The sequence below is a fragment of the Pseudomonas sp. CH61 genome (genome assembly GCF_059429415.1).
Genome location: NZ_CM182098.1, coordinates 4,517,420 through 4,536,412, shown reverse-complemented (window position 1 = coordinate 4,536,412; position 18,993 = coordinate 4,517,420). Strand labels below are relative to the sequence as shown.

The following is an 18,993-nucleotide window of genomic DNA, read 5'->3' as shown; positions in this document are numbered from 1 at the left end:
CCCTGATTTAGGAGATAGTCCATGAAATTGCCGATTTACCTTGATTACTCTGCGACCACCCCGGTTGATCCGCGTGTTGCGCAAAAGATGAGTGAATGCCTGCTGGTCGACGGAAACTTCGGTAACCCGGCGTCCCGTTCCCACGTGTTCGGCTGGAAGGCTGAAGAGTCCGTCGAAAACGCCCGTCGTCAGGTGGCCGATCTGGTCAACGCTGATCCGCGCGAAATCGTCTGGACCTCCGGTGCCACCGAATCCGACAACCTGGCAATCAAGGGTGCGGCGCATTTCTACGGCTCCAAGGGCAAGCACCTGATCACCTCCAAGATCGAGCACAAGGCTGTCCTCGACACCATGCGCCAACTGGAGCGTGAAGGTTTCGAGGTTACTTACCTCGAGCCGACCGAAGACGGTCTGATCACCCCGGCCATGATTGAAGCTGCATTGCGCGAAGACACCATCCTGGTCTCCGTGATGCACGTGAACAACGAAATCGGCACCGTCAACGACATCGCAGCGATCGGCGAACTGCTCCGCGCCAAGGGTGTTCTGTTCCACGTCGACGCCGCTCAGTCCACTGGCAAGGTCGACATCGACCTGCAGAAGCTGAAAGTCGACATGATGTCGTTCTCCGCCCACAAAACCTACGGCCCTAAAGGCATCGGCGCGCTGTACGTCAGCCGCAAGCCGCGTGTGCGCATCGAAGCGACCATGCACGGCGGCGGTCACGAGCGTGGCATGCGTTCCGGCACCCTGGCGACCCACCAGATAGTCGGCATGGGCGAAGCGTTCCGTGTGGCCAAAGAAGACATGGCTGCCGAAAACGTCCGTATCAAAGCCTTGAGCGACCGTTTCTACAAGCAGGTCGAGCATCTGGAAGAGCTGTACGTCAACGGCAGCCTGACCGCCCGCGTTCCGCACAACCTGAACCTGAGCTTCAACTACGTTGAAGGCGAGTCGCTGATCATGGCGCTCAAGGATCTGGCGGTATCGTCCGGTTCGGCGTGCACCTCGGCGTCGCTGGAGCCTTCGTACGTGCTGCGCGCCCTGGGCCGCAACGACGAACTGGCACACAGCTCGATCCGCTTCACCTTCGGCCGTTTCACCACCGAAGAAGAAATCGACTACGCCGCGCAGAAAGTCTGCGAGGCCGTTACCAAGCTGCGCGCTTTGTCGCCGCTGTGGGACATGTACAAAGACGGCGTCGATATCTCGAAAATCGAGTGGGCGGCACACTAAATATAGAAGCCGCCAGATACAGATCCTGTAGCGACGCGGCGGTTTACGCAGCGCAGTTGCAGGGTCTCAAGAGCGGCCCTGATGAGTGAGGATTGAGAATCATGGCTTACAGCGAAAAGGTCATCGACCACTACGAAAACCCGCGCAACGTCGGCAAGATGAACGCGGAAGATCCTGATGTCGGCACCGGCATGGTCGGCGCTCCGGCGTGCGGCGATGTGATGCGTCTGCAAATCAAGGTCAACGACGCTGGCATCATCGAAGATGCCAAGTTCAAGACCTACGGCTGCGGTTCGGCTATCGCTTCCAGCTCCCTCGCCACCGAGTGGATGAAGGGCAAGACCCTGGACGAAGCAGAAACCATCAAGAACACTCAGCTGGCCGAAGAACTGGCCCTGCCGCCAGTGAAAATTCACTGCTCGGTACTGGCTGAAGACGCTATCAAAGCGGCTGTTCGCGATTACAAGCAGAAGAAAGGCTTGATCTGACTTTCTGGATTTGGCGACGAGTAAGGAGTCACCGATGGCTATCAGCATGACAGAAGCGGCTGCTCGACACGTGCGGCGCTCCCTCGACGGGCGCGGCAAAGGTGAAGGGATTCGTCTGGGTGTTCGCACCACGGGCTGTTCCGGCCTTGCCTACGTGCTGGAGTTTGTCGACGAGGTGGTTGCAGAGGATCAGGTGTTCGAAAGTCACGGCGAAAAAGTGATCATCGACCCGAAAAGCCTCGCCTACCTGGACGGCACCGAGCTCGATTTCGTCAAGGAAGGGTTGAACGAAGGCTTCAAGTTCAACAACCCCAACGTACGCGGTGAATGTGGCTGCGGCGAAAGCTTCAACATCTGAGGCTTGTCGTGGGTATTCCTTGTCATTTCGCTTTATTCGAGCTGCAACCGGGTTTCCGTCTGGATCTCGAGCAGTTGGCCACGCGCTATCGTGAGTTGGCGCGCGGCGTTCATCCTGACCGCTTTGCCGACGCTTCCGAGCGTGAGCAGCGGTCGGCACTCGAGCAGTCTGCACGGCTCAACGACGCCTATCAGACGCTCAAGAGTCCGGCCCAGCGTGCACGCTACCTGCTGACCATCAGCGGGCATGAAGTGCCGATGGAAGTCACGGTCCATGACCCCGAGTTTCTTCTGCAGCAGATGCAATGGCGCGAAGAGCTCGAAGACCTCCAGGACAGTGCCGACCTTGACGGTGTCGCGGTGTTCAAGCGGCGCTTGAAAGTGGCTCAGGAAGAACTCAATGAAAGCTTCGCAGCCTGTTGGGATGATGCGGCGCAACGCGAACAGGCCGAACGCCTGATGCGGCGCATGCAGTTCCTCGACAAGCTCACCTACGAAGTGCGCCAGTTAGAAGAGCGCCTCGACGATTAACCCAGTGCCGCTCCGGTCGCACGCCTGATATACAGATAAGTCCTGATCACGATGGCCCTACTGCAGATCGCCGAACCCGGCCAAAGTCCTCAACCGCACCAGCGTCGTCTGGCTGTGGGGATCGACTTGGGCACTACCAATTCGCTGGTCGCTGCGTTGCGCAGTGGTCTTTCCGAGCCGTTGGCTGACGCAAACGGGCAGGTCATCCTGCCGTCCGCTGTGCGTTACCACGCCGATCACGTCGAAGTCGGCGAGTCGGCCAAGCTGGCCGCCGCTTCCGATCCGTTGAACACTGTGCTGTCGGTCAAGCGCTTGATGGGTCGTGGTCTGTCCGACGTCAAGCAATTGGGCGAGCAACTGCCATACCGCTTTGTCGGTGGCGAGTCGCACATGCCGTTCATCGATACCGTGCAGGGCCCGAAAAGCCCGGTCGAAGTCTCCGCCGATATCCTCAAGGTGCTGCGTCAGCGCGCTGAAGCGACGTTGGGCGGCGAACTGGTGGGGGCGGTGATCACCGTTCCTGCGTATTTCGATGATGCCCAGCGTCAAGCGACCAAGGATGCGGCCAAATTGGCGGGTCTGAACGTGCTGCGTCTGCTCAATGAGCCGACTGCGGCCGCTGTGGCGTACGGTCTGGATCAACACGCTGAAGGCCTGGTCGCTATTTATGATCTCGGCGGCGGCACCTTCGATATTTCGATTCTGCGTCTGACTGGCGGTGTTTTTGAAGTTCTGGCCACTGGCGGCGACAGCGCGCTGGGCGGCGATGACTTCGATCACGCGATTGCTGGCTGGATCATCGAGAGCGCCGGCCTGTCCGCCGATCTCGATCCGGGCGCACAACGCAATCTGCTGCAAACCGCTTGCGCGGCCAAAGAATCCCTGACCGACTCGGCCAGCGTTGAAGTGGCCTATGGCGACTGGAAGGCACCGCTGACCCGCGAAGCCTTCGATGCGCTGATCGAGCCAATGGTCGCGCGCAGCCTGAAAGCCTGCCGCCGTGCCGTTCGCGACTCCGGCATCGAGTTGGAAGACGTGCACGCGGTGGTCATGGTCGGCGGTTCGACCCGCGTGCCGCGTGTTCGTGAAGCCGTTGCCGAAGCCTTCGGTCGTCAGCCTCTGACTGAAATCGATCCGGATCAAGTGGTGGCCATCGGTGCCGCGATCCAGGCCGATACGCTGGCTGGCAACAAGCGCGATGGCGGCGAACTGCTGCTGCTCGACGTGATTCCGCTGTCCCTGGGGCTGGAAACCATGGGCGGCTTGATGGAGAAGGTGATTCCGCGCAACACCACCATCCCCGTCGCCCGCGCACAGGATTTCACTACTTATAAAGATGGCCAGTCGGCCATGGCGATCCACGTCCTGCAGGGTGAGCGCGAGCTGATCAGTGACTGCCGTTCGCTGGCGCGCTTCGAATTGCGTGGTATTCCGGCGATGGTTGCCGGTGCAGCGAAAATTCGCGTGACCTTCCAGGTTGATGCCGACGGTCTGCTCAGTGTTTCTGCCCGTGAACTGGGTTCGGGCATTGAGGCGAGCATTCAGGTCAAGCCGTCCTACGGCCTGACCGACGGCGAAATCGCCAAGATGCTGAAAGATTCGTTCCAGCACGCCAACGACGACAAAGTCGCCCGTGTTCTGCGTGAGCAGCAAGTCGATGCCCAGCGCCTGATCGAAGCGGTGCAGGGCGCTCTTGAGGTTGATGGCGAGCGTTTGCTCGACGCCGAAGAGCGCATGGTTATCGACCTGCAGCTGCAGGAATTGGCCGAACTGATGAAAGGTACTGATGGTTACGCCATCGAGCAGCAGACCAAGCGTCTGTCGCAAGTGACCGATGCTTTTGCTGCCCGCCGCATGGATCTGACGGTGAAAGCCGCTCTGTCGGGGCGCAATCTGAATGAAATCGAGGATATCTGATGCCGCAGGTCATTTTTCTGCCCCACGAGAAGTTCTGCCCTGAAGGCATGGTGGTCGAGGCTGCGCCCGGCACCTCTATTCTCGAACTGGCCCACGAACACCACATCGAGATGGAAAGCGCCTGCGGCGGCGTGTGTGCTTGCACCACCTGCCACTGCATCATCCGCGAGGGTTTCGACTCGATGGAAGAGGCTGACGAGCTGGAAGAAGACTTCCTCGATCGCGCCTGGGGCCTGGAAGCGCAATCGCGTCTGGCTTGCCAGGCGATCGTCGGTGAAGAAGACATCACCGTCGAAATTCCGAAATATTCGCTTAACCATGCGGCTGAAGCGCCGCACTGACTGGTAAGACTGTCATGAGCTACGGTTGGAATGATGTTCAGCGTATTGCAGAAGAACTGGCCGAGGCCCATGCCGGCGTCGATCCGTATTCTGTAGGTTTTGTCCGTTTGCAGCAGATGATCCTGGAACTGCCTGACTTTGATAGCACTTCTGGCCGAGTCGGCGAGAAGGTGCTGGAAGCGGTTCAGGAGCTCTGGGCCAAAGAATTGGACTGATCGTCTCGCAGGTTAGGCAATACCCAAGAACCCGCGTATAATTCGCGGGTTTAATTTTTCGTAAATTACCGTTTCTGGAGTTACACCATGGCTGTTCAACGCACTTTCTCCATCATCAAGCCTGACGCTGTTGCAAAAAACGTCATCGGCGAAATCACCACTCGTTTCGAAAAAGCCGGCCTGCGCGTTGTAGCTTCGAAACTGAAGCAACTGTCCAAAGCTGAAGCTGAAGGCTTCTACGCTGAGCACAGCGCTCGTGGTTTCTTCGGCGACCTGGTTGCTTTCATGATCTCCGGTCCTGTTGTTGTTCAGGTTCTGGAAGGCGAAAACGCTATCGCTCTGAACCGTGAGCTGATGGGCGCTACCAACCCTAAAGAAGCTGCTGCCGGCACCATCCGCGCTGACTTCGCTGATTCCATCGACGCCAACGCTGTTCACGGTTCGGACTCCGAAGCCGCAGCTGCTCGTGAAATCTCGTACTTCTTCGCAGCTACTGAAGTAACCACTCGCTAAGCATTGGCTTAAGAGTGAAGGTGAATCCATGACTACATCGACTGTAAAAACCAACCTGCTGGGTCTGACTCAACAGGAAATGGAAAAATTCTTCGACTCAATCGGGGAGAAGCGTTTCCGTGCCGGTCAGGTAATGAAATGGATTCACCACTTTGGCGTCGATGATTTCGACGCCATGACGAACGTCAGCAAGGCCTTGCGCGACAAGCTCAAGGCTATTGCTGAAGTCCGTGGTCCGGAAGTGGTCAGCGAGGACATCTCCAGCGACGGCACCCGTAAGTGGGTGGTGCGCGTGGCGTCCGGCAGCTGCGTCGAGACCGTGTACATTCCCCAGGGCAAACGCGGCACTCTGTGCGTTTCGTCCCAGGCAGGCTGTGCCCTGGATTGCAGTTTCTGCTCCACCGGCAAGCAAGGCTTCAATAGCAACCTCACCGCCGCCGAAGTCATCGGTCAGGTGTGGATTGCCAACAAATCTTTCGGCAGTGTCCCGGCAACCGTCGACCGTGCCATCACCAACGTGGTGATGATGGGCATGGGTGAGCCGCTGCTGAACTTCGACAACGTTGTCGCCGCCATGCATCTGATGATGGATGACCTCGGCTACGGGATCTCCAAGCGCCGCGTGACCCTGTCCACCTCGGGTGTGGTGCCGATGATCGATGAGCTGGCCAAGCACATCGACGTGTCCCTGGCGTTGTCGCTGCACGCACCAAATGACGCATTGCGTAACCAATTGGTGCCGATCAACAAGAAATATCCGCTTAAGATGCTGCTCGAGTCGTGCCAGCGCTACATGTCGTCCCTGGGCGAGAAGCGTGTGCTGACCATCGAGTACACCTTGCTCAAGGACATCAATGACAAGGTTGAGCACGCCGTCGAGATGATCGAGCTGCTGAAGAACATTCCGTGCAAGATCAACCTGATTCCGTTCAACCCGTTCCCGCATTCCGGGTACGAGCGGCCGAGCAACAACGCGATCCGTCGTTTCCAGGATCAGTTGCATCAGGCCGGTTTCAACGTCACTGTCCGCACCACCCGTGGTGAAGACATCGACGCTGCATGTGGTCAATTGGTAGGGCAGGTGCTGGATCGCACCCGTCGCAGCGAACGTTACATCGCCGTGCGCGAGTTGAGCGCCGACAGCGATCTGGCACAGAACGCCGCGAACACAAATTAAGAGAGGATCTCTATGTCCCTGCGCTTTGCGCTGCTGTTGCTGTTGACCAGCCTGTGTGCTGGTTGTGTCCTGTCGGGTGACTACAACCCGATGAAGACCAGCAAGGGCCGCGATGAAGCGCGGGCTGCCTACGTGCAGTTGGGGCTGGGATACTTGCAGCAAGGCATGACCGAGCGGGCCAAGGTGCCGCTGAAAAAAGCGCTGGAGATCGACGGTTCCGATCCTGACGCCAACGCGGCCCTCGGCTTGGTGTTTCAGTCCGAAATGGAGCCTGAGCTGGCCGACGAACACTTCCGCAAGGCTTTGTCCTCCCGTCCTGCCGATGCGCGCATCCTCAACAACTACGGCAGTTTTCTCTACGAACAACAGCGTTATAAAGAAGCCTACGAGCGTTTTGAACAGGCCGCCGCCGATACCCTGTATCCTGAGCGTTCGCGTGTGTTCGAGAACCTCGGCATGACGGCGGCGAAGCTCGGTCAGCGTGATCTGGCGCAGCAACAGCTGGAAAAGGCGCTGCGTTTGAACCGCCAACAGCCACGCGCATTGCTGGAAATGGCTGAGTTGTCCTTCGAAGACAGGCATTATGTGCCCGCGCGTGACTATTACGACCGTTTCAGCCTGCTCACCGAACAAAATGCACGTAGTCTATTGCTCGGCGTTCGGCTGGCAAAAGTGTTTGAAGATCGCGACAAGGCCGCCAGTTATGGCCTGCAATTAAAACGACTCTATCCCGGTACGCCGGAATATCAGCAATACCTGTCGGAGCAATGATGAAAGCGGCGCATCCCGAAGTTGTAGCAGCGAATCGCGTTAACCCCGGTGAGACCCTGCGCCAGGCCCGCGAAAGCAATGGCTGGTCGCTGGCCGAAGTGGCCCTCAAGCTCAACCTCACCGTGACCTCCCTGAGCAACCTTGAAGCCGGCGCTTTCGACAAGCTGCCGGGGCATACCTTCGCTCGCGGTTACATTCGCGCTTATGCCAAATTGCTCGGCATGGACCAGACCGTTCTGGTTCAGCAATTCGACCAGTCCACCGGCACCGATTCCCAGGGCAGCAACGTTCATGCCCTCGGCCGTATCGAAGAGCCGGTACGGGTTTCCCACACCATTTTGCGTATCGTCAGCCTGCTGTTGCTGATCGCGGTCATCGGCGGCGGTTTCGTCTGGTGGCAGGATCAGACGTCGCTGCGCAGCAAGGATGTGGCTTCTTTGGCGCCTGAGCACGTTGAAGTCGAAGGTGCTGACGGCACCACCCAGATTCACCCGATTGACGAGCCGGAAGACCAGGCTGTCGAGGAGAACCAGGTCGATACTTCGACAGCGCTGGCGCTGCCTCAGTCTGAAACCACCGCTGAATCGACCGGTGCCGAAGCTACCACCCCGGCAACCACTCCCGCCGCACCGGTTGCGCCGGCTGCACCGACGACCGCCCCGGCTCATACGCCAGCGCCAGTTGTCGCTACCCCGGCCACTCCTGCGCCAACCGTTCCTGCTACCCCAGCGCCACCCGTTACCGCTCCAGTGGTTCCTGCTACACCGGCACCAACCGCAGAAGCGGCCGCTCCGGTGGCTGGCGACGGTCAGGTACAACTGCAGTTCAGTGCCGATTGCTGGGCTCAAGTGACCGATGGCCGTGGCAAAGTGATTTTTAGTGGTCTGAAGCATAAAGGCGATAGCGTCAGCGTTTCCGGCAAGCCGCCGCTTAATGTACGTCTGGGCGTTGCCCGTGCTGCACAGGTCAGCTACAACGGCCAGCCGGTCGATATCGCTCCGTTCACCAGTGGCGAAACTGCTCGCCTGAAGTTGGGTCAATAAGTCATGCACGGCGAATCTCCAATCAAACGTCGCGTTTCGCGCAAGATCTGGGTCGGCAACGTACCGGTGGGCGGCGATGCGCCGATCGCGGTGCAGAGCATGACCAACAGCGACACCAATGACGTTGCCGCCACTGTTGCGCAGATCAACCGTCTGGAAGCCGCTGGCGTCGATATCGTCCGCATCTCGGTGCCGGACATGGACGCTGCCGAGGCGTTCGGCAAGATCAAACAACTGGTCAAGGTGCCGCTGGTTGCCGACATCCACTTCGACTACAAGATCGCTCTGCGCGTAGCCGAATTGGGCGTGGATTGCCTGCGCATCAACCCGGGCAACATCGGTCGTGAAGACCGTGTTCGCGCAGTGGTCGATGCCGCGCGTGATCGCGGGATTCCGATCCGCATCGGCGTTAACGCCGGCTCCCTGGAAAAAGACCTGCAGAAGAAATACGGCGAGCCGACGCCAGCCGCGCTGGTTGAGTCCGCTCTGCGCCACGTTGAACACCTCGAGCGCCTGAACTTCCAGGATTTCAAGGTCAGCGTGAAGGCCTCCGACGTGTTCATGGCCGTCGAAGCCTACCGCTTGCTGGCGAAAGAAATCGTTCAGCCGCTGCACCTGGGCATCACCGAAGCCGGTGGATTGCGTTCGGGCACAGTGAAATCCGCCGTGGGCCTAGGTATGCTGCTCGCCGAGGGGATTGGCGATACCATCCGCATCTCGCTGGCGGCCGACCCGGTCGAGGAAGTGAAGGTCGGTTACGACATTCTCAAGTCTTTGCATCTGCGTTCCCGTGGCATCAACTTCATCGCCTGCCCGAGCTGCTCGCGGCAGAACTTCGATGTGGTGAAAACCATGAACGAGCTGGAAGGGCGCCTTGAAGACCTGCTGGTGCCGCTGGATGTCGCGGTGATCGGTTGTGTGGTCAACGGCCCCGGCGAAGCCAAGGAAGCCCATATCGGCTTGACCGGCGGCACGCCAAACCTGATTTACATCGACGGCAAGCCGTCGCAGAAACTGACGAATGACAATCTGGTGGACGAGCTGGAAAAGCTGATCCGCCAGAAAGCGGCCGAAAAGGTCGAAGCTGACGCTGCGGTTATTGCGCGCGGCTGAGCCTGACTGAACGCCGAACGAATTTAAGGATTTAAAGTGAGCAAGTCTCTGCAAGCCATTCGTGGCATGAACGACATCCTGCCCGAACAGACTCCCCTGTGGCGTTATTTCGAGGGCACTGTTGCGCGTCTGCTGGATAACTACGGTTACAAGCAGATCCGCATGCCGATCGTCGAGTTCACCGAGCTGTTCAAGCGCTCGATCGGTGAAGTGACCGACATCGTCGAAAAAGAGATGTACACCTTTGAAGACCGCAACGGCGACTCCCTGACCCTGCGTCCGGAAGGCACCGCTGCATGCGTGCGTGCCGTGCTCGAGCACGGCATCACCGGTGGTGGCCAGGTGCAGAAACTCTGGTACATCGGCCCGATGTTCCGCCACGAGCGTCCGCAGAAAGGCCGTTATCGCCAGTTCCACCAGATCGGTCTGGAAGTGTTCAACCTCGACGGTCCGGACATCGACGCCGAGCTGATCACCATGACCTGGCGCCTGTGGGGCGAGCTGGGTATTCGTGATGCGGTCAAACTCGAACTCAACAGCCTCGGCACCAGCGAGTCCCGTGGTCGCTATCGTGAAGCGCTGGTCGAGTACCTCTCGGCGCACCACGACAAGCTCGACGAAGACAGCCAGCGTCGCCTGAAAACCAACCCGCTGCGCGTGCTCGACACGAAAAATGCCGACACTCAAGCGGTGCTGGTCGATGCGCCGAAAATGGCCGACTACCTCGATGACGAGTCGCGAGCGCACTTCGAAGGTTTGAAAGCGCGTCTGGATGCCGTCGGCATTCCTTACGTGCTCAACCCGAAACTGGTGCGCGGCCTCGACTACTACAGCAAAACCGTTTTCGAATGGGTCACCGACAAGCTCGGCGCCCAAGGCACTGTCTGCGCCGGCGGCCGTTACGACGGTCTGGTCGAGCAGATGGGCGGCAAGCCAACCACCGGCGTCGGTTTCGCCATGGGCATCGAGCGCCTGGTGTTGATGCTCGAAACGCTGGAACAGATCCCGGAAGAAATCTCCCGTCAGGTTGATGTCTACCTCTGCGCCTTCGGTGAAGAAGCGGAGCTGGCCGGTCTGGCCCTGGCTGAACGTGTTCGTGATCAACTTCCAAACCTGCGCCTGCAAGTCAATGCCGGCGCCGGCAGCTTCAAAAGCCAGTTCAAGAAGGCCGACAAGAGCGGTGCGCTGTACGCACTGATCCTCGGTGACGACGAAATGGCCCAGCAAGTGGTAGGTTTCAAACCCCTGCGTGGCCAGGGCGAACAACAAAGCATTGCCTGGGATGCGCTCGCCGCTCACCTGGCCACCTGCGTCGTGCAGGGTTGAAGCTGTCCAAACAGCCGATTTAGCGATTAAGGAGTATTGGGGTGTCGAGTACCGAAGACGAACAGTTGGCGGATTTGAAGGACTGGTGGACACGCAACGGCAAACCTCTGGTCACCGGCGGCCTGTTGGCGCTGGTCATCGTGTTCGGCTGGCAGGCTTATCACAAGTATCAGAGCAACCAGTCGCAAGGCGCCTCGGTGCTCTATCAGCAATTGCTGGAAACCACGCTGACGCCTGACGGCAAGCCTGATGCTGCCCGCGTTGCGGATCTGGCCGGCAAGCTCAACAGCGAGTTCGGCGGTTCTGCCTACGCGCAGTACGGCAGCCTGTTCGTGGCCAAAGTGGCGGTCGACAGCGGCAAGCTGGATGACGCCGCGACCGAGCTGAAAGCCATCGTCGACAAACCGGCCAACCCGGCGCTGGGCGAAATCGCCCGTCAGCGTCTGGCGCAGGTGCTTGGCGCGCAGAACAAGGCTGAAGACGGCCTGAAACTGCTCGACGGCGACGCCGACAAAGCGTTCCTGGCCACTCGCGAAGAACTCAAGGGCGACCTGCTGGTGCAGCTGGGCCGTACCGATGACGCGAACAAGGCGTATCAAAAAGCCAAGGCGGCACTGTCGGATGAAGCGGCGGTCGGTGGCCTTCAAATCAAGCTCGACGACCTGGCCAAAGGGGATGCGTGACGTGATCCGTTGGAAGCATGCAGCATTGCTGGCTCTGGCCCTTCTGGCCGCGGGTTGCAGCAGCAACAGCAAGAAAGAATTGCCACCGGCTGAACTGACCGACTTCAAAGAAGAAGTGGTTCTGCACAAGCAGTGGAGTCGTTCGATCGGTGACGGTCAGGGCGAAACCTACAACATGCTGGTGCCGGCGATCGACGGTGACACCATCTACGCCGCCGATGTAACTGGCGTGGTGATGGCCATGGATCGCGGCAATGGCGATGTGAAATGGAAGCAGGATCTTGATCTGCCTGTCTCCGGCGCTGTCGGCGTTGGTTATGGTCTGGTGCTGATTGGCACCCTGCGTGGCGAAGTGGTCGCTCTGGACACCAGCAACGGTGAAGAGAGGTGGCGTGCTCGCGTCAACAGCGAAGTCCTCGCGCCGCCGGCTAACAACGGTGACGTCGTGGTAGTGCAGACTCAGGACGATCGTCTGATTGGTCTGGATGCATCTACCGGTACCCAGCGCTGGGTGTATGACAGCACCCCGGCCGTACTGACCCTGCGTGGCACCAGTGCCCCGCTGGTCACCAACCGCCTCGCGGTGGCTGGCCTGTCGACCGGTAAAGTGGTTGCTCTGGACATTTCCAACGGCGTGCCGGTCTGGGAACAACGGATCGCGATTCCACAAGGTCGTTCGGAACTGGAGCGCGTGGTCGACATCGACGGCGGTCTGCTGCTGTCCGGTGGAACGCTGTACGTTGCCAGCTATCAGGGTCGCGTGGCGGCACTGGACCTGGAAAGCGGACGTCAACTCTGGCAACGCGATGCGTCGAGCTACGCCGGTATTGCTCAGGGTTTCGGCAGCGTTTACGTGAGCCTGTCCTCGGGCACGGTTGAAGGCGTCGACGAACGTTCCACCACAGCATTGTGGAGCAACGATTCGCTGGCTCGCCGTCAACTGTCGGCACCGGAAGTGTTCTCCAGCTATGTTGCAGTGGGTGACCTGGAAGGTTACCTGCACCTGCTGAGTCAGGTTGACGGTCGTTTCGTCGGCCGTGAGCGCATCGACAGCGACGGCCTGCGTGCCCGTCCGCTGGTGGTGGGTGACACGATTTATGTATATGGCAACAGTGGCAAACTGGAAGCCCTGACCATCAAGTAACAACTATGCTTGGGGTTAACACCCCCAGGCAGCTTCACTTGTGAGTATGAATGTGGGAGCGAGCCTGCTCGCGATGGGCGTCAACGATTACGCAGATGGCCTGAATAAACGCGGTGCTTTGGCGTTTTTCGCGAACGGGCTCGCTCCCACAAAGAACACCCACAGTGTTGCCCCGAGCACCAGCCGCTGCCTCGCAGCGGCTTTTGTATTTTCTGAAATAACGAAGTGGAGAGCCGCATGGTTCCCGTAATCGCCCTGGTGGGCCGACCGAACGTCGGCAAATCCACCTTGTTCAACCGCCTGACCAGGACTCGTGACGCCATCGTCGGCGACTTGTCCGGTCTGACCCGTGATCGCCAGTACGGTGAGGCCAAGTGGCAAGGGCGTTCCTACATTCTGGTCGACACCGGTGGTATCTCCGGTGACGAGCACGGTATGGACGAAAAAATGGCCGAGCAGTCGCTGCTGGCCATTGAAGAAGCGGATGTTGTGCTGTTCCTGGTAGATGCCAAGGCCGGTTTTACCGCCGCCGACCAGATGATCGCCGAACACCTGCGCAAACGTAACAAGCGTTCCTACGTGGTCGCCAACAAGGTCGACAACATCGACCCGGAAATGGCCCGCGCTGAATTTGCCCCGCTGGGCATGGGCCACGCGATCCCGATCGCCGGTGCTCACGGCCGTGGCATCACGCAGATGCTGGAAATCGCCCTGGGTGATTTCCCCAAAGACGAAGAAGAGCCGGAAGACGGCGAAGAAGAGATCGTTGCCGAAGGCGAGGAAGCCAAGCGCATTCCTGGCCCGAGCGAAAAAGACGGGATCAAGATCGCCATCATCGGTCGTCCGAACGTCGGCAAGTCGACCTTGGTCAACCGCATGCTCGGTGAAGACCGGGTAATCGTCTATGACCAACCCGGCACCACCCGCGACAGTATCTACATTCCGTTCGAACGCAATGAAGAGAAGTACACGCTGATCGACACCGCCGGTGTGCGCAAGCGCGGCAAGATCCACGAAGAAGTCGAAAAATTCTCCGTGGTGAAAACCCTGCAGGCGATCAAAGACGCCAACGTGGTGATCTTCGTGATGGACGCCCGCGAAGGTGTGGTCGATCACGACCTCAACCTGCTCGGTTTTGCCATCGAGTCGGGTCGTGCGCTGGTCATCGCGATCAACAAGTGGGACGGCATGACGCCGAGCGAGCGCGACTTCGTCAAGGTCGAGCTGCAGCGTCGTCTGTTCTTCGTTGATTACGCCGACATCCACTTCATCTCGGCCCTGCACGGCACTGGCGTGGGTAACCTCTACGCGTCCGTACAGAACTCGTTCAAGTCGGCGGTCACCCGCTGGCCGACCAACCGTCTGACCCAGATTCTCGAAGACGCGGTTGGCGAGCACGCGCCACCGATGGTCAACAACCGCCGGATCAAGCTGCGTTATGCCCACTTGGGTGGTGCCAACCCGCCGATCATCGTGATCCACGGTAACCAGATCGAGAAAGTGCCGAAGTCGTATGTGCGCTATCTGGAGAACACTTACCGCCGTGTGCTCAAGCTGGTCGGTACGCCGATCCGCATCGAGTTCAAGGGTGGCGAGAACCCGTACGAAGGCAACAAAAACACGCTGACCGACCGCCAGGTCAACAGGAAGCGTCGAATGATGTCGCACAGCAAGAAAGCCGACAAAAAGCGCCGCGACAAGAAATAAGGTCGCAGGTCGCTGATCGTTCCCATGCTCCGCGTGGGAATGTATCCCGTGACGCTCTGCGTCACATAAGCGGTGGACGCAGAGCGTCCAAGGCTGCATTCCCACGCAGAGCGTGGGAACGATCAATATGAGACAGGGGTGCCATCCGGCGCCCTTTTTTTATGGGCGCCGGATGGGCTATCCTCGGGCTCTCCCGCGCCGTCGTCAGAGCCGGGTGTTGAGCAGGGAACCCCCGATGATCACCAGTAAGCTGCCGAATGTCGGCATCACTATTTTCACGCAGATGTCTCAGCTCGCCGCGCAAACCGGCGCGATCAACCTGTCTCAGGGTTTTCCTGATTTTGACGGCCCGCAGTCGTTGCGCGATGCGGTCGGTCGGCACATTGCCAGTGGTCATAACCAGTATTCGCCGATGACCGGATTGCCGGCCTTGCGCGAGCAGATTGCGGCGAAAATCGCTCGCAGCTATGGCGTGCAGGTCAATGCCGACAGCGAAGTGACCGTGACGCCGGGCGCGACCCAGGCGATCTTCTGTGCGATTCAAGCGGTTATCCACAGCGGCGACGAAGTCATCGTGTTCGATCCGTGCTACGACAGCTACGAGCCGGCCACGGAGTTGGCGGGCGGTCGCTGCGTGCATGTGCAACTGAACCCGGACGATTTTTCCATCGATTTCGACCAACTCGCCGCGGCCCTGAGCCCGCGCACGAAAATGATCGTCATCAATACCCCGCATAACCCGAGCGGTGCACTGATCAGCCGTGCGGAGCTGGATCAACTGGCGGCGCTGATCCGTGATCGCGATATCTACCTGATCAGCGACGAAGTCTATGAACACCTGGTGTTCGACGGTGTGCCGCACGTCAGCGTGCTCGCCCATGAGGAGCTGTATCAGCGCGCCTTCGTGGTCAGCTCGTTCGGTAAGACTTACCACGTTACCGGCTGGAAAACCGGTTACGTCGTTGCACCGCCGGCGCTGACCGCCGAGCTGCGCAAGGTGCACCAATACGTCAGTTTCTGCGGCGTCACACCGCTGCAATACGCGCTGGCCGATTACATGGCCGAGCACCCGGAACACGTCGAAGAGTTGCCGGGTTTCTATCAGACCAAGCGCGATCTGTTCTGCGATCTGCTGGCGCCGTCGCGCTTCACTTTCAGCCGTGTCGCCGGCACTTATTTCCAGTTGGTGGATTACTCGCAGATCCGCCCCGACCTGAATGACGTCGAGATGGCCATGTGGATGACCCGCGAACACGGCGTGGCGAGTATCCCGGTGTCGGTGTTCTACCAGAATCCACCGCAAGGCCAGCGCCTGGTGCGTCTGTGCTTTGCCAAACGCGAGGAGACGCTGCGTGAAGCGGCGGCAAAACTATGCGTGATCTGAGTGCGTTGCCCGATCTCAACCTGGCGCTGATCCAGACCAGCCTGGCCTGGCACGACCGCCAGGCCAATCTTGAGCATTTCGAGGTATTGCTGGAGCAGGCGCGCGGGGCGGATCTGATCATCCTGCCGGAGATGTTCACCACCGGATTCTCCATGGAGTCCGAGACCCTTGCCGAAGCCGAGAACGGCCCGACCAGCAAATGGCTGCGCGTTCAGGCGGCCAAACTCAATGCAGTGATCACCGGCAGCGTGATTATTCAGGCGTCTGACGGCAGCCATCGCAACCGCCTGCTGTGGGCGCGACCGGACGGCGAAGTCTTGCATTACGACAAGCGTCACCTGTTCCGCATGGCCGGTGAGCATAACCACTACACCCCCGGCGAACGTCAGGTGCAGTTCGAACTCAAGGGCTGGCGAATCCGCCCGTTGATTTGTTACGACCTGCGTTTCCCGGTGTGGAGCCGCGATGCGCAAGATACCGATCTGCTGTTGTACACCGCCAATTGGCCGGGGGCGCGACGGTTGCACTGGAACCGCCTGTTGCCGGCGCGGGCGATCGAGAACCTTTGTTATGTGGCGGCGGTGAATCGCGTCGGCACTGATGGCAAAGGCTTTGCCTACACCGGTGACAGCCAAGTACTGGATTTCCAGGGTGAAACCTTGCTGGCGGCGGGGGAGGCGGACGGGGTGTTCAAGGTGGTTTTGGAAGCCGCACCATTGGCGGCTTATCGCGAGCGTTTCCCGGCGAATCTGGATGCCGACACCTTCGAGTTCACCTGATCCTCGCAGCGCCTGTCAGGACACCTTCGCGAGCAGGCTCGCTCCCACAGGTGAATGCATTCCAAATGTGGGAGCGAGCCTGCTCGCGAAGGGGCCATAAAAGTCAGCAAAAAAGCATCAGGCAAAAAAAGGCCCCGGAGTTTGCACTTCGGGGCCTTTTGCATTTCAGCGATCGATTACGCCGCTTTCGCCTCAGGCTGGCTCAGCGAGCGGTTCAGCGCGCTGAACAGGGCCTTGAAGCTGGCCGTGGTGATGTTTTCATCGATACCCACGCCGTGTACCGCACGCTCGCCATTCACACGCAGTTCGATGTACGCCGCTGCCTTGGCGTTGGTGCCTGCGCCGATCGCGTGTTCGTTGTAGTCCATGATCTCCACCGGAACTGGCAGGCCGGCCACCAGTGCTTCCAGCGCACCGTTGCCCTTGCCGCGCCAGTGCAGGTTGGTTTCGCCCTGACCCTTGCTCGCTACTTCCACTTCGACGGCGCTGTTGCCGTTTTCTTCCTGCAAGCGATGGCTGACCAGCGCGTACGGGGTGTTGGCTTGCAGGTATTCGCTGATCAACAGCGAGTGAATCTGCTTGGCGGTCATTTCCAGGCCGAGACGGTCGGTTTCACGCTGCACGACCTGGCTGAATTCGATCTGCATGCGACGTGGCAGGCTGATGCCGTATTCCTGCTCCAACAAGTAAGCGATGCCGCCCTTGCCCGACTGGCTGTTGACGCGAATCACCGCCTCGTAGCTGCGGCCAATGTCGGCCGGGTCGATTGGCAAGTACGGCACTTCCCACAGTGCGTCTGGTTTCTGCTGGGAGAAACCTTTGCGGATCGCATCCTGGTGCGAGCCGGAGAACGCGGTGTGCACCAGGTCGCCAACGTACGGGTGACGTGGGTGCACCTGAATCTGGTTGCACTCTTCGACGACTTTGCGCACGCCGTCGATGTCGGAGAAATCCAGCTGCGGGTCGAGACCCTGGGTGTACATGTTCAAGGCGACGGTGACGAGGTCGACGTTACCGGTACGCTCGCCGTTGCCGAACAGGCAGCCTTCGACGCGATCGGCGCCGGCCATCAGGCCCAGTTCGGTAGCCGCAACGCCAGTGCCACGGTCGTTGTGGGTGTGCAGGCTGATGATTACGCTGTCACGACGGTTGATATTGCGGCCGAACCACTCGATCTGGTCGGCGTAGATGTTCGGCGTCGCGCACTCAACGGTGGCGGGCAGGTTGAGGATCATCTTGTGCTCAGGCGTCGGGTTCCACACCTCGATCACTGCATCACAGACTTCCTTGGCGAATTCCAGCTCGGTGGCGCTGAAGGTTTCCGGCGAGTATTCGAAGGTCCATTCGGTGTCCGGCTGCATCGCCGCGTATTTGACGAACAGCTTGGCCGCGTTGACGGCGATGGCCTTGATGCCGTCCTTGTCCTGGTTGAACACGATGCGACGGAAAGACGGCGAGGTAGCGTTGTACAGGTGGACGATGGCTTTCTTCGCGCCACGCAGGGATTCGAAGGTGCGCTCGATCAAGTCTTCACGGCCCTGGGTCAGCACCTGAATGGTGGTGTCGTCCGGGATGTGGCCTTCTTCGATCAGGGTACGCACGAAGTCGAAGTCGGTTTGCGAAGCGGCCGGGAAGGAGGCTTCGATTTCTTTCACACCGACCTGCACCAGGGTTTTCCAGAAGCGCAGCTTCTTCACCGCGTCCATCGGTTCGATCAGCGACTGGTTGCCGTCACGCAGGTCGGAGCTGCACCAGATCGGCGCGGTGTCGATGGTTTTCGACGGCCAGGTGCGATCCGGCAGGTTGATGACAGGAAACGCGCGGTATTTCGAAGACGGATCTTTGAGCATGCTCATCGGGAAATTCCTTATTGTCTGGGCCGAAAAAAGGCGGCCTGCCGGTGTTACGAATGTTCTGGGAAAAGCGTGGGACGAGGTGCCGCGATTCAGCCTGGCAGTCGTGCGCTGACGAGGCACAGGCTGCGGTGCTGGCGAAGCTGAATGAGGGTGTGAGAGGTTTTCATGCCTTCAACCCTAACCGCGAGGGCAGAGGATGGCAAGCAGTCGAAAAAAATTGAGAGGAATACTCGGAAAGCGAGGTTATGCAGGATTTTATTGCGCTTAAGGCGGTGGATCTTATTGATGTTTGCGTGAGGTTAGATTGGGGCGCAATTGAGTTTTTGAAGATTTATTGAGTGTGGCGGTGTTTTATAGGCCGCCTTCGCGAGCAGGCTCGCTCCCACAGGGGATCTTTGTTGTGAATAAGATC

Annotated in this window: 19 protein-coding genes; 18 read left to right on the top strand and 1 reads right to left on the bottom strand. The window is 59.3% G+C overall.

The genetic code is table 11. The features are described from left to right. Positions 1 to 21: 21 nt before the first annotated feature. The 18 genes from AC5SEM_RS20195 (at position 22) to AC5SEM_RS20110 (ending at position 16,725) form a co-directional block, all read left to right on the top strand. Entirely contained in the window at positions 22 to 1,236 is a 1,215-nt protein-coding gene (locus AC5SEM_RS20195) for an IscS subfamily cysteine desulfurase (RefSeq protein WP_077574430.1), read from the top strand. Between the two features lie 101 nt (positions 1,237 to 1,337). Then, a complete protein-coding gene (iscU, locus tag AC5SEM_RS20190) occupies positions 1,338 to 1,724 on the top strand; it encodes a Fe-S cluster assembly scaffold IscU (RefSeq protein ID WP_007916892.1) in 387 nt (128 codons plus the stop codon). Between the two features lie 34 nt (positions 1,725 to 1,758). Next, positions 1,759 to 2,082: an iron-sulfur cluster assembly protein IscA gene (gene iscA, locus AC5SEM_RS20185; protein WP_003227904.1), complete on the top strand. Its 324-nt coding sequence runs from the start codon at positions 1,759 to 1,761 to the stop codon at positions 2,080 to 2,082. Between the two features lie 8 nt (positions 2,083 to 2,090). Further along, positions 2,091 to 2,612, top strand: a complete 522-nt coding sequence (hscB, locus tag AC5SEM_RS20180; RefSeq protein ID WP_007916889.1) for a co-chaperone HscB — start codon at positions 2,091 to 2,093, stop codon at positions 2,610 to 2,612. 51 nt (positions 2,613 to 2,663) lie between these two features. Beyond that, positions 2,664 to 4,529, top strand: a complete 1,866-nt coding sequence (gene hscA / locus AC5SEM_RS20175) for a Fe-S protein assembly chaperone HscA (RefSeq protein WP_495471139.1) — start codon at positions 2,664 to 2,666, stop codon at positions 4,527 to 4,529. Beyond that, positions 4,529 to 4,870 (top strand): ISC system 2Fe-2S type ferredoxin, encoded by a 342-nt coding sequence (gene fdx / locus AC5SEM_RS20170; protein ID WP_007916885.1) that lies wholly within the window; start codon positions 4,529 to 4,531, stop codon positions 4,868 to 4,870. Before hscA ends, fdx begins: the two co-directional genes overlap by 1 nt. Before the next feature lie 14 nt (positions 4,871 to 4,884). After that, a complete protein-coding gene (iscX, locus tag AC5SEM_RS20165) occupies positions 4,885 to 5,085 on the top strand; it encodes a Fe-S cluster assembly protein IscX (protein ID WP_495471138.1) in 201 nt (66 codons plus the stop codon). Positions 5,086 to 5,172: 87 nt separating this feature from the next. Continuing rightward, entirely contained in the window at positions 5,173 to 5,598 is a 426-nt protein-coding gene (gene ndk, locus AC5SEM_RS20160; RefSeq protein WP_007916882.1) for a nucleoside-diphosphate kinase, read from the top strand. Positions 5,599 to 5,626: 28 nt separating this feature from the next. Continuing rightward, positions 5,627 to 6,775, top strand: coding sequence for a dual-specificity RNA methyltransferase RlmN (rlmN, locus tag AC5SEM_RS20155; protein WP_077574427.1), 1,149 nt, complete (start codon positions 5,627 to 5,629; stop codon positions 6,773 to 6,775). A gap of 12 nt (positions 6,776 to 6,787) precedes the next feature. Beyond that, positions 6,788 to 7,546 (top strand): type IV pilus biogenesis/stability protein PilW, encoded by a 759-nt coding sequence (gene pilW / locus AC5SEM_RS20150; protein ID WP_077574426.1) that lies wholly within the window; start codon positions 6,788 to 6,790, stop codon positions 7,544 to 7,546. Continuing rightward, complete coding sequence (locus tag AC5SEM_RS20145; RefSeq protein WP_495471137.1) at positions 7,546 to 8,589, top strand: RodZ domain-containing protein; 1,044 nt, start codon at positions 7,546 to 7,548, stop codon at positions 8,587 to 8,589. Before pilW ends, AC5SEM_RS20145 begins: the two co-directional genes overlap by 1 nt. 3 nt (positions 8,590 to 8,592) lie before the next feature. Beyond that, complete coding sequence (ispG, locus tag AC5SEM_RS20140) at positions 8,593 to 9,702, top strand: flavodoxin-dependent (E)-4-hydroxy-3-methylbut-2-enyl-diphosphate synthase (RefSeq protein WP_116033199.1); 1,110 nt, start codon at positions 8,593 to 8,595, stop codon at positions 9,700 to 9,702. A gap of 36 nt (positions 9,703 to 9,738) precedes the next feature. Beyond that, positions 9,739 to 11,028 carry a histidine--tRNA ligase gene (gene hisS / locus AC5SEM_RS20135; protein ID WP_016984369.1) on the top strand — a complete coding sequence of 430 codons (1,290 nt, stop codon included), beginning with the start codon at positions 9,739 to 9,741 and terminating at the stop codon, positions 11,026 to 11,028. 41 nt (positions 11,029 to 11,069) lie between these two features. Next, the gene (locus AC5SEM_RS20130; protein ID WP_007916865.1) at positions 11,070 to 11,711 is read left to right on the top strand and encodes a YfgM family protein; all 642 of its coding nucleotides are present in this window, start codon (positions 11,070 to 11,072) and stop codon (positions 11,709 to 11,711) included. After that, entirely contained in the window at positions 11,704 to 12,855 is a 1,152-nt protein-coding gene (gene bamB, locus AC5SEM_RS20125) for an outer membrane protein assembly factor BamB (protein WP_495471136.1), read from the top strand. The genes AC5SEM_RS20130 and bamB overlap by 8 nt, the downstream gene beginning before the upstream one ends. A 237-nt stretch (positions 12,856 to 13,092) precedes the next feature. After that, a complete protein-coding gene (gene der, locus AC5SEM_RS20120; protein ID WP_008084638.1) occupies positions 13,093 to 14,562 on the top strand; it encodes a ribosome biogenesis GTPase Der in 1,470 nt (489 codons plus the stop codon). Positions 14,563 to 14,797: 235 nt separating this feature from the next. Further along, positions 14,798 to 15,946 (top strand): pyridoxal phosphate-dependent aminotransferase, encoded by a 1,149-nt coding sequence (locus AC5SEM_RS20115; RefSeq protein ID WP_495471135.1) that lies wholly within the window; start codon positions 14,798 to 14,800, stop codon positions 15,944 to 15,946. Further along, positions 15,934 to 16,725 (top strand): amidohydrolase, encoded by a 792-nt coding sequence (locus AC5SEM_RS20110; RefSeq protein ID WP_137218374.1) that lies wholly within the window; start codon positions 15,934 to 15,936, stop codon positions 16,723 to 16,725. The genes AC5SEM_RS20115 and AC5SEM_RS20110 overlap by 13 nt, the downstream gene beginning before the upstream one ends. Before the next feature lie 176 nt (positions 16,726 to 16,901). Here AC5SEM_RS20110 and leuA read toward each other — a convergent pair whose 3' ends face one another. Then, the gene (gene leuA, locus AC5SEM_RS20105; protein ID WP_016984364.1) at positions 16,902 to 18,581 is read right to left on the bottom strand and encodes a 2-isopropylmalate synthase; all 1,680 of its coding nucleotides are present in this window, start codon (positions 18,579 to 18,581) and stop codon (positions 16,902 to 16,904) included. Positions 18,582 to 18,993 lie beyond the last annotated feature (412 nt).

Excerpts from the sequence above, each read along its gene's own strand:
- hscA (WP_495471139.1), top strand. The coding sequence starts at position 2,664 with ATGGCCCTACTGCAGATCGCCGAACCCGGCCAAAGTCCTCAACCGCAC.
- AC5SEM_RS20115 (WP_495471135.1), top strand. The coding sequence starts at position 14,798 with ATGATCACCAGTAAGCTGCCGAATGTCGGCATCACTATTTTCACGCAG.
- iscX (WP_495471138.1), top strand. The coding sequence starts at position 4,885 with ATGAGCTACGGTTGGAATGATGTTCAGCGTATTGCAGAAGAACTGGCC.
- der (WP_008084638.1), top strand. The coding sequence starts at position 13,093 with ATGGTTCCCGTAATCGCCCTGGTGGGCCGACCGAACGTCGGCAAATCC.
- leuA (WP_016984364.1), bottom strand. The coding sequence starts at position 18,581 with ATGAGCATGCTCAAAGATCCGTCTTCGAAATACCGCGCGTTTCCTGTC.
- AC5SEM_RS20145 (WP_495471137.1), top strand. The coding sequence starts at position 7,546 with ATGAAAGCGGCGCATCCCGAAGTTGTAGCAGCGAATCGCGTTAACCCC.
- rlmN (WP_077574427.1), top strand. The coding sequence starts at position 5,627 with ATGACTACATCGACTGTAAAAACCAACCTGCTGGGTCTGACTCAACAG.
- AC5SEM_RS20110 (WP_137218374.1), top strand. The coding sequence starts at position 15,934 with ATGCGTGATCTGAGTGCGTTGCCCGATCTCAACCTGGCGCTGATCCAG.
- fdx (WP_007916885.1), top strand. The coding sequence starts at position 4,529 with ATGCCGCAGGTCATTTTTCTGCCCCACGAGAAGTTCTGCCCTGAAGGC.
- ispG (WP_116033199.1), top strand. The coding sequence starts at position 8,593 with ATGCACGGCGAATCTCCAATCAAACGTCGCGTTTCGCGCAAGATCTGG.
- pilW (WP_077574426.1), top strand. The coding sequence starts at position 6,788 with ATGTCCCTGCGCTTTGCGCTGCTGTTGCTGTTGACCAGCCTGTGTGCT.
- iscU (WP_007916892.1), top strand. The coding sequence starts at position 1,338 with ATGGCTTACAGCGAAAAGGTCATCGACCACTACGAAAACCCGCGCAAC.
- AC5SEM_RS20195 (WP_077574430.1), top strand. The coding sequence starts at position 22 with ATGAAATTGCCGATTTACCTTGATTACTCTGCGACCACCCCGGTTGAT.
- ndk (WP_007916882.1), top strand. The coding sequence starts at position 5,173 with ATGGCTGTTCAACGCACTTTCTCCATCATCAAGCCTGACGCTGTTGCA.
- bamB (WP_495471136.1), top strand. The coding sequence starts at position 11,704 with ATGCGTGACGTGATCCGTTGGAAGCATGCAGCATTGCTGGCTCTGGCC.
- iscA (WP_003227904.1), top strand. The coding sequence starts at position 1,759 with ATGGCTATCAGCATGACAGAAGCGGCTGCTCGACACGTGCGGCGCTCC.